The sequence below is a fragment of the Corallococcus carmarthensis genome, assembly GCF_003611695.1.
In the GTDB taxonomy this organism is placed as follows: Bacteria; Myxococcota; Myxococcia; order Myxococcales; family Myxococcaceae; genus Corallococcus; species Corallococcus carmarthensis.
Map to the genome: position 1 here is coordinate 50,499 of NZ_RAWE01000040.1, position 9,445 is coordinate 59,943.

At 71.9% G+C, this 9,445-nt stretch carries 8 protein-coding genes; 2 read left to right on the top strand and 6 right to left on the bottom strand.

The features are described 5' to 3' along the window. The first annotated feature begins 26 nt into the window (after window positions 1-26). Window positions 27-1,421 (top strand): MFS transporter, encoded by a 1,395-nt coding sequence (locus D7X32_RS13945; RefSeq protein ID WP_120603029.1) that lies wholly within the window; start codon window positions 27-29, stop codon window positions 1,419-1,421. A 1-nt stretch (window position 1,422) separates the two neighbouring features. Here D7X32_RS13945 and thrC read toward each other — a convergent pair whose 3' ends face one another. The 5 genes from thrC to greA all read right to left on the bottom strand — a co-directional run bounded on the left by thrC (window position 1,423) and on the right by greA (window position 7,804). Continuing rightward, a complete protein-coding gene (gene thrC / locus D7X32_RS13950; RefSeq protein ID WP_120603030.1) occupies window positions 1,423-2,754 on the bottom strand; it encodes a threonine synthase in 1,332 nt (443 codons plus the stop codon). Then, complete coding sequence (locus D7X32_RS13955; protein WP_341868128.1) at window positions 2,751-3,215, bottom strand: hypothetical protein; 465 nt, start codon at window positions 3,213-3,215, stop codon at window positions 2,751-2,753. The genes thrC and D7X32_RS13955 overlap by 4 nt, the downstream gene beginning before the upstream one ends. Window positions 3,216-3,424: 209 nt before the next feature. Then, window positions 3,425-4,060: a protein-L-isoaspartate(D-aspartate) O-methyltransferase gene (locus tag D7X32_RS13960; protein ID WP_120603032.1), complete on the bottom strand. Its 636-nt coding sequence runs from the start codon at window positions 4,058-4,060 to the stop codon at window positions 3,425-3,427. A 90-nt stretch (window positions 4,061-4,150) separates the two neighbouring features. Continuing rightward, window positions 4,151-7,180, bottom strand: coding sequence for an ATP-dependent DNA helicase RecG (gene recG / locus D7X32_RS13965; protein WP_120603033.1), 3,030 nt, complete (start codon window positions 7,178-7,180; stop codon window positions 4,151-4,153). A gap of 117 nt (window positions 7,181-7,297) precedes the next feature. Continuing rightward, a complete protein-coding gene (greA, locus tag D7X32_RS13970) occupies window positions 7,298-7,804 on the bottom strand; it encodes a transcription elongation factor GreA (protein ID WP_120603034.1) in 507 nt (168 codons plus the stop codon). 185 nt (window positions 7,805-7,989) lie between these two features. Between greA and D7X32_RS13975 the strand changes: the two genes are divergently transcribed. Beyond that, window positions 7,990-8,520: an FHA domain-containing protein gene (locus D7X32_RS13975; RefSeq protein ID WP_120603035.1), complete on the top strand. Its 531-nt coding sequence runs from the start codon at window positions 7,990-7,992 to the stop codon at window positions 8,518-8,520. Between the two features lie 18 nt (window positions 8,521-8,538). Here the strand turns inward: D7X32_RS13975 and D7X32_RS13980 are convergent, their stop codons facing one another. Next, window positions 8,539-9,438 (bottom strand): hypothetical protein, encoded by a 900-nt coding sequence (locus D7X32_RS13980; RefSeq protein WP_120603036.1) that lies wholly within the window; start codon window positions 9,436-9,438, stop codon window positions 8,539-8,541. Window positions 9,439-9,445: the final 7 nt, after the last annotated feature.

A 9,445-nucleotide genomic window follows, 5' to 3' on the forward strand; every position in this document is an offset into this window, starting at 1 on the left:
CGCCCCCATTCCAGCACGACCAGGGCATGCAAACGGAATCGCGCCACGGCATCGACGACGACCCGGAGCGGCTCCAGCGCGCCGCCCCCGGGCCCGGGCCCTTCTCCCGGTTCGTGCTGCTGTGGATGGGGCAGACGGTGTCGGGCATGGGCTCGCACCTGAACGGCTTCGGCCTGGCCGTGTGGATGTACGAGCACACGCGGTCCACCTCGCTCTACTCGCTCATCGCCCTGGCCAGCTTCGCGCCCGGCGTGCTGGTGGCTCCGCTGCTGGGCGGCGTGGTGGACCGGCACGACCTGCGCAAGGTGATGATGCTCGGCCATGCGGGCGGGGCGGTCTGCACCGTGCTCATCGCGGTGCTGCTCTTGCTGGGGCACTTGAGCGTGGCCGCCCTCCTCGCGCTCGTCGCGGGCGGCGCCGCGTTCAACAGCGTCCAGCGGCCCGCCTTCACCAAGGCCACCACGTTGATGGTGGCTCCGGAACGGCTTCCACGCGCCAATGGCCTCATGCAGTTGGGCCTGGCGCTGGGCTACATCGTCGCGCCGCTGCTGTCGGGCACCCTGCTGCCACGGATTGGCGTCACCGGACTGCTGGCCCTTGACGTCATCGCGGCGGCGCTCTCGCTGGGGGTGCTGCAGCCCCTGCGCATCCCCGCCGCGCCACCGAAGGAGTCCGCGCCGGCGAAGGCGTCCATGGGAGGCCGCGCGCTCCAGGACGCCGCGGTGGGCTGGCGCTATATCCGCGAGCGGCCGGGCCTGTTGGGACTCCAGGTTCTCATCACGCTGATGAGCTTCAACCTGGGCATCCTCCAGGTGCTGGTGACGCCCCTGGTCATGTCCTTCACCGACGCGCCCACGCTGGGCGCGGTGATGACCGCGGGGGGGCTGGGCATGCTCGCCGGAAGCCTGCTGCTGCTCGCCTGGGGCGGTGCGCGCAGCCGCGTCTGGGCCGTGCTCGGTTTCGTGTTGCTGCAGGGCCTGTTCATGGGGCTGGGCGCGTCACGTGCGTCCGCATGGACGGTGGGTGCGGGCGCGTTTGGCGTCCTGTTCACCGTCCCCGTCATCCTGAGTTGCAACCAGACCCTGTGGCAGCGCAAGGTCCCCACCGGCTTGCAGGGCCGCGTCTTCGCCGTGCATGCCGCGCTGTCCGGAGGCGCGATCCCTGTCGCCTACCTGCTCTCCGGGCCGCTCGCGGATCACGTCTTCGAACCGATGATGGCCGTGGGCAGGCCCCTGGCCCCGGCGCTGAGCCCCTGGGTGGGCGGCATGGGGCCGGGCCGGGGGATCGCCCTGTTCTTCCTGCTCCTCGGCATCGCCACCGTGTTGCTCGTGGTGGCCTGCGCCCTGCTGCCGAGCATCCGGCGCGTCGAACAGGTCCTGCCCGACGCGCCCGCGGAACCCCTTCCCGGCGTCTCGACCTGACTCAGCCCAGGTCCTTCAGGGCCGCGCGCACGGCGGACAGGTCCGCGGGCAGCTCCACCGGCGGGTTCGCGTATGCGGACTTCACGTCCGCCAGCGTCTCCCGGTGGTAGCCCACCTTGAAGTCCGCGAACTTCAACCCGTGCGCGGTGGCCACCACCGCGACGCTGGCGCCCTTCGCCATCACGCCCGACGCGACCAGCTTCTCCACCGCCGCCAGCGCGACGCCCGTCTGCGGACAGGCGAAGGTGCCTTCACGGTCCGCCCGGGCCGCCGCGTTGGCCAGCTCCGACTCCGACGCCTCCTCCACCACGCCGTCGAACGCGCGCAGCATCCGCACCGCGCGGCGGAAGGACACCGGGTTGCCAATCTGGATGGCGGACGCGAGCGTCGCTTCCGCCTGCATGGGCACCAGGTCCTGGAAGCCGCCCCGGAAGGAGCGCGCCAGGGGGTTCGCACGCTGCGCCTGCGCCACCGCGATGCGCGGCCGGCGGGTGATGAGCCCCAGGTTGAACAGCAGGTCCAGGCCACGGCCCAGCGCGCTCGCGTTGCCCAGGTTGCCGCCCGGGATGACGATCCAATCCGGCGGCTCCCAGCCCAGGTCCTGGCACAGCTCGACGGCGATCATCTTCTGGCCCTCGATGCGCAGCGAGTTCATCGAGTTCGCCAGGTACAGCCCCGTGTCCGCCGTCACCGCCTGCACCAGCTTCATGCAGCCGTCGAAGTCCGTGTCCAACGACAACACGCGCGCCCCGTTGGCGATGGGCTGCACCAACTGCGCGAGCGACACCTTGTTCTTCGGCAGGAACACCACCGCCGGGATGCCCGCCGCCGCGGCGTACGCGGACAGCGCCGCGGACGTGTCGCCGGTGGACGCGCACGCCACCGCGCGGATGGGCGTGCCTCGCGAGCGCAGGTGCTTCACCGCGGACACCAGGACGGTCATCCCCCAGTCCTTGAAGCTGCCCGTCGGGGAGACGCCGCACTCCTTCAACATCAGCGAGCCCAACCCCAGCTCCGCCGCCATGCGGGGCAGCGGCTTGAGCGGCACGCGCCCCTCGCCCAGCGAGACGATGTCCTCCAGCGGCAGCTCCGGCAGCGCCCACTCGCGCTTGCCCCAGACGCCGGAGCCGTCCGGCAGCCGGGACGTCGCGAAGCGGGATTCGAAGCGGCGCTTCCACTCCGCCGCGGGGATGGCGCGCAGGGCGGCCTCGTCGTGGGCCACCTCCAGCAGGCCTTCGCAGCGCGGGCAGCGGTAGACGACCTCCCATAGCGAGGCGGTGAAGCCACAGCCCTCGCTGCACGCGTAGCCCGCCTTCAACGCCGGAGCCGTCATCCCTCCGCCTCCACCTTCGTGCCGCACGCCACGCACGGGCGGCCCGGCCAGCCCGGCACGTGGCAGGAGGGACAGGGCACGCGCTCGCCATCATCCGCGCCCTTGCGCTTCGCCGTCGCGGCCGCCGCCACACGGACGCGGGGCAGCCGCATGCCGCAGCCGTCACACAGCAGGCCTTCCGCCTGGACATGGCGGCAGTAGCGGCACGTCACCGCGCCCACGGGAGCGGCGGTGCGCACGCCGTCGTCCTGTGCGCGGCCCGTGTCCAGGTCCGTCATCTGCGCCACGGGCACCTCGCCCGTGACGCCTGAACGGGTCAGCTCCAGGTCGGGCACGGACATGGCCGGCAGGTCCGGCCCCGAGCGCAGCCGCGTCAGGTCCAGCTCCGGCATCACGGGCGCGTCCACCGGCACGCGTCCGCCCGCGTGGTGCGTCAGCTCCAGCTCCGGCAGTGGGGTCACGACTGGGGCCGGGGGGGTCGCGAGGCCGGGAAAGCGCTTGCCACAGCCTTCGCACTCTTCGCCTTCCGACTGCACGTGGTCGCAGACCGGGCAGATGATCATGGGCGGGACGTTACCGGTCCCCTCTCCCGTCGGCAACGCGACCCGGGACCCAGGGAGTGGGCGTGCAGGCGTGCGTCCTTCCGCACCCGCCAGCTCCCTCCGCTCCCTCAGCCCGGCGACAGGCCCTGCCCTGTCATGGGCACGAAGCGCACCGGCAGCAGGCGCTCCACCTGGGGCAGCGTCCCCGGCTGTCCCCGGCGGATGCGCAGCAACTCCTGCGTCTCGTTCACCGCGCCCACGGGGATGACCATCCGCCCCCCGGGCTTCAGCTGGCTCAGCAGCGGACGGGGAATATCCTCTGGCGCGGCCGTCGCGATGATGGCGTCGAAGGGCGCCGCCTCGGGCCAGCCCAGGGAGCCGTCACCCTCCCGGAAGAAGACGTTGGTGAAGCCCAGCCGGTGCAGCAGCCTCCGGGCGGGCCGGGCCAGTTCGCGGACGATCTCCACCGTGAAGACCTCGCGGGCCAGCAGCGCGAGCACCGCCGTCTGGTAGCCGGAGCCGGTGCCAATCTCGAGCACGCGCTCACAGCCTCGCAGGCGCATGGCCTCGGTCATCAGGGCGACCACATAGGGTTGGCTGATGGTCTGCCCGTGGCCGATGGGCAGGGGGGCGTCCTGATAGGCCGCGTCCCGCTCACCGGCGGGCACGAAGTCCGCACGGCTCAGGTTGGCGATCGCCGCGAGCACCCGCCGGTCCCGGATGCCCTGCCGCGCCAGATACTCCGCTCGGCCCCAGTCTCCCATCGCGTACGCCCCCCATGCGTCTCCAGCCGGAAAAGTAAGCACGCCGACAGTCCGGGACAATCCTTGGAGGGGGCGCAGGCCTCCCCGGGCCTACCCCACCCGGGCGAGCGCGAGCCGGCCCTCCCAGCGCTCCTCCAGCGCCTTCACGAGCCCCTGGTGGTCCGGATCCTGGAGCTTGGGGTCGGTGTCCATGATGCGCCGCGCTTCCACCTGCGCGAGCGACAGCAGGTCGCCGTCGCGCACGAGGTTCGCCACGGCCAGTTCGGGGAGGCCGCTCTGCCGCGTGCCCAGGAACTCGCCGGGGCCGCGGATCTCCAGGTCCTTCTCCGCGATGACGAAGCCGTCACTGCTGCGCTCCATCACGCCCAGCCGCTCGGTGGACTCCCAGGAGCGCGCGGCGCCCGCGACGAGGAAGCAGTAGCTGGCCGCGGCGCCACGGCCCACGCGCCCGCGCAGCTGGTGCAGCTGCGACAGGCCGAAGCGCTCCGCGGCCTCCACCACCATGACGGACGCATTGGGCACGTCCACGCCCACCTCCACCACCGTGGTGCAGACGAGCAATTGGATGCGCTTGTCGCGGAAGGCCTCCATCACGGCGTCCTTCTCCTCCGGCTTCATGCGCCCGTGCAGCAGGCCCACGCTGGCGGAGGGAAAGACGACCTGCAGCTTCGCCGCGCCCTGGGTGGCGTCCTCCAGGTCCAGCTTCTCCGACTCCTCCACCAGCGGATAGACGACGTAGGCCTGGTGGCCCTTGGCCAGCTCCGCGCCCACCGCTTCGTAGACGCGCGCGCGCTGCTCGTTGTTGAAGACGCGCGTGGTGATGGGCGTGCGGCCCGGCGGGAGCTGGTCGATGATGGACACGTCCAGGTCGCCGTAGAGCGTCATCGCGAGCGTGCGCGGGATGGGCGTGGCGGTCATCACCAGCACGTCCGGCGTGAGCCCCTTGCTCATGAGCGTGTGGCGCTGGAGCACGCCGAAGCGGTGCTGCTCGTCGATGACCACCAGCCCCAGCTTCTGGAAGGACACGCCGCCTTCAATCAGCGCGTGCGTGCCCACGGCCAGGTGGATGTCCCCCTTCGCCACGGCCTCGCGCACCTCGCGCTTGTGCTTCGCGGTGCCCGCCGCGCTGATGAGCCCCACGCGGAAGCCCAGCGGCTCCAGGATGCGGCGGAAGGTGCGCTCGTGCTGTTCCGCCAGGATTTCGGTGGGGGCCATCACCGCCACCTGGTAGCCGTCCTGGAGCGCCACCATGCCGGCCACGAGCGCCACGGCCGTCTTGCCGCTGCCCACGTCGCCCTGCACCAGCCGGTTCATCGGCTCCGGGCGCACCATGTCGCGGGCGAGGTCGCCCACCACGCGCGCCTGCGCGCCGGTGAGCTGGAACGGCAACGCGGCGCGGGCCTTCTCCAGCCGCTCCGGGGTGACGTCGAAGGCGATGCCCTCCTCCGCCTTGATGCCCTGGCGCTTGAGGGCCATGCCCAGCTGGAGGAAGAACAGCTCGTCGAACGCGAGCCGGCGGTGCGCGGGGCTCTGGTGCGCGTCCAGCGCCTCCAGGTCCGCGTCGTCGGGCGGGAAGTGGATGAAGCGCAGCGCGTCCGGCAAGCCCATCAGGTGGTAGCGGCGGCGCAGGTCCGCGGGCAGCGGTTCTTCCAGGTGGTGCGCGTGCTGTTCGCTGATGCGCGAGGTCAGTTCGCGGAAGGAGCGCTGCTCGCCGCGCTCGAAGCCCGGGTAGACGGGGACGATGCGGTGGAAGTGGACGGAGGTGGTGTTCTCCAGGTCCTCGGCGGGCTCCAGCTCCGGGTGGGCCATCTCCCGGCCATTCATGGAGGCACGCACTTCACCGGAGAGCACCAGCTGCTTGCCCACGGAGAAGCGGCTCTTGAGCCACGGACCCGCGTTGAAATAGGTGGCCGCGATGCTGCCGGAGCGGTCGCCCACGACGGCGCGGAACATGCGCTTGCCGCCGCGCCCCGGGACGAAGTCGGCCGTCTTGACGGTGCCCACCGTCACGCCGCGCTCGCCGGGGATGAGCTCCGCGATGGTACGAAGGCGGCGGCGGTCCTCGTAACAGCGTGGCAGGAGGAACAGGATGTCGCCCGTGCGGCGCAGGCCCTTCTTGTCGAGCACGGCGATGAGGCGCGGCCCCAGGCGCTTGCCCAGCGTCTTGAGCGGCGCGGACAGCGGGCCGGTGCGCGGCGCGATGGACAGGAGCTTCGCCTCGGAACGGGACGCCTCCGCGCCCACCGCCTTGGCCTTCTTCTTCCGGGCCTTCTCCGTGGGAGCCCGCTCCGCCGGGGGCGCGACCTTCGCGCCAGGCTTGCCCGCGGGCGCTTGGACCACCGCGTTGCCAGGACCGGCGGCGGCACTCCGGGCCGCGGCCATGCGCGCACCGTAGGGCTGGGGTTCGCTCCGGGCAGGGACCATGGCACCGCCACGCGATGCCGTGCCCCGCGCCGGGCCCACCGCACCGGTGCGTGCACCGTAAGGCTGGGCGTCCCCCTGCGCGGGGCCTGCCGCACCGCCACGGGATGCCGCCATGCGCGCGCCGTAAGGCTGGGGTTCGGCCTTCGCCGGGCCCGCGCTCGCACCTTGAGCCGCGCCCGGCACCGGACGGGCCTGTGGCTGTCGGGCCACAGGTGCCGAAGCATCGCCTCCGCCCACCTGCGGCACGGGGGCCTGCGAACGCCACGGCGGCACGGTGTTGCCGCGCGCCTCCATCGTCCCCGGCGGCGGCGTCAACCGGCGACGGGGCGTCGCGGGGATGACCTCCCCTTCGAGCAGGTGCGCACGCTCCGGCGCCCGGGGGAACCCCGCCGCCACGGCGTTGATCTCCCCCGTGACAACCACCCGCTCCAGCTCCTCCGGCAGCGCCACGCCGCTGAGCTTCAGCGCCCCCAGCACCTGGCGCAGCGCGGCCTTGCGGTGCTCCGGAGGCGCGGGCGGATCCACGTGCGGCAGCGCCGCCTTCAAGTCCTCCAACGCCCGCGCATCCACGCCGCCGGCCGCCGCCAGGGTGCGCTCCATCAAGGTGCGCAGGTCCCGGACGGTCCCCAGCTGGGCGAAGTCCCGCTGACACGCGTACTTGAGAGGTCCAACGAGGCTGGCGAGCGGGTGGTTCACGCGGATTTTCCAGCCTCCATCCTACGAAGCGCACCTGACGCCGCAGGGAAAACGAAACCGGGGGAGCGAGCCCAGGCCCGCCCCCCCGAAGGACACCCGGCCAGCCGGGCTGCAGCGCTAGCTGGCCGTCTCTTCCTGCGGATCCTCGAAGCTGATGGACACGACCTCCAGCTCGCGCACGCCGCCGGGGCTCTGCACCGTGGCGACGTCGCCCACCTTCTTGCCGATGAGCGCGCGCGCCACCGGCGAGGTGACGGCGATCCACCGCTTCTTCAGGTCGGCCTCGGTCTCACCCACCAGCCGGTAGCTGATGGTCTTGTCGTTCTCCGTGTCCACCAGCTCCACGGTGGCGCCGAAGATGACCTTGTCGCCGCCCAGCTTCGACGGGTCGATGACCTCCGAGCGGGCGATCCAGTCGCCGAGGGTCAGGATGCGCCCCTCGATGTGCGACTGCTTCTCCTTGGCCGCGTGGTACTCGGCGTTCTCACGCAGGTCGCCGTGCGCCCGCGCGACCTCGATCTCACGCGAAATCTTGCCCCGCTCCACGGACTGGAGGTGCTTCAGCTCGTCCTTGAGCTTCTGCAGACCGTGGGGGGTCATCGGGATGTTGTCGCTCCCGCTCATCGAACCACCGCTCCTTCCATCACCTGGCTGCCAGCATCGGAGGTCCGGCGCTCCCTCCTGGAACCCGGCCCGCGACTCGAAAGGGTCAATGTAGGGAACGAGTGACTAGCGGGTCAACGAAAGCCTCACCATGACCGTCAGGTAGTGGCTGGGCGCCCGACGGCCGACCCGTTAGGCTGCCCCCCGTGCTGTCCGTCCAGGAATTGCGCGCGCTCGCCTCCGCCCTCCCCGTGGGTTCCTTCCAACATCAGCTGGGCCCCTTCGCGCTGGTGCAGCGTCCGCCGTCGGAGCTGTCCGCCGCCGCGCTCGCGCCCACCCGCATGGCGGACCCCGGCGACGTCGAACAGGGCATGCTCACCCTGCTCTTCGAATTCGACGACCTGCTCGTCGCCACCCTCCCCACCCTCCGGGACTCCGAGGTGCTGCGGATTGGCCGCCGGCTGGACTGCGAGCTGGTGCTGGACGATGCGTCCGTGTCCAAGCAGCACGCGGAGCTCAGGTGGAGCCGCGCGGAGGGCCGCTGCACCGTGCGCGACCTGGGCTCCACCAACGGCACCTTCGTCAATGCCAGCACCATCGGGCAGCGCGAGGTGCCGCTCCGGGGCGGCGACATCCTCAGCTTCGGCAACGTCCAGTTCTGGTACCTGCTCACCGACGCGCTGCATGAACGGCTGCGCGCGGGCGCGGCCTCCGGCCTGGGCTCCCACTCCGGCTGAAGGCCGCCCCGCTCCGCCTCAAGGACAGGCGCCGCAGTCCGCCGCGCACGCGTCGTAGGTGTTGGACGCCCCGCAGGACTCCGTCACCTGGCAGGTGCCATCCCCGCACACGGCCAGGTCCACATCGCGCACGCGCGTGGTGAGCGGCTGGAACGTCACGCCCCCCGCGGTGCAGCTCGCGAAGGCCACCCCCGCCGTCCCATCCGGCGCGCACGCCGCCGAGCAGCTCCCCACGTAGACCACCGGCGCGCACGTCATGCGCGGCATCCCGGAGCCATCCACCACCGCGCACGCACGCGTGGTGCTCTGGGTCGCGTCCAGGGGCGGATTCTGGCTGCCCGCGTAGAGGCCCTGCCCCTGGAAGAGGTTGCCGAAGAAGCACGACTCCGGCCGGGCGAACGAGGCCAGCTCCTCCGGGGAGGAGGGAATCTCCTGCCCCTGCGCGTCCCGGCCCTGCACGGAGATGGGCACGCTCACGCCGAACGGATTGGCGTGCGCCGCGAGACACGCGGAGACGACCTGCTGCTCGGTCACCGTCGCGGGGGCCCCGCCGGACCAGCCCGGCGCCAGGCCCAGCAGCCCCGTCCAGGTGTGCACCGTGTTCGCCGGGGCCTCCGTAAACGTGCGCGTCTGCCCCGCGGGGACGGCGCAGCGCACGACGTAGCGCATGACCTCATCCGCGAGCACCGGATTCGCGCCGAACCACGACGCGAAGGCAGCCGATGACAAGCCATTGAAGGACAGCCCGTTGAAGGACAGCCCATTGAATGACAAGCCATTGAACGACAGCCCATTGGCGGACAGCCGGTTGTAGCTGAGCGCCGCCTGCTCCTGCGTGGCCAGCGGATCCGCTGACTCGGGTTCCTTCGCGCCTGGACTACAGCCCGCCCCCAGCACCGCCAACGTCAGCCCCCACACCCACGAC

Bases quoted from the DNA above. Each gene is read 5' to 3' on its own strand.
- D7X32_RS13945 (WP_120603029.1), top strand. From the start codon at position 27: ATGCAAACGGAATCGCGCCACGGCATCGACGACGACCCGGAGCGGCTC.
- thrC (WP_120603030.1), bottom strand. From the start codon at position 2,754: ATGACGGCTCCGGCGTTGAAGGCGGGCTACGCGTGCAGCGAGGGCTGT.
- D7X32_RS13960 (WP_120603032.1), bottom strand. From the start codon at position 4,060: ATGGGAGACTGGGGCCGAGCGGAGTATCTGGCGCGGCAGGGCATCCGG.
- greA (WP_120603034.1), bottom strand. From the start codon at position 7,804: ATGAGCGGGAGCGACAACATCCCGATGACCCCCCACGGTCTGCAGAAG.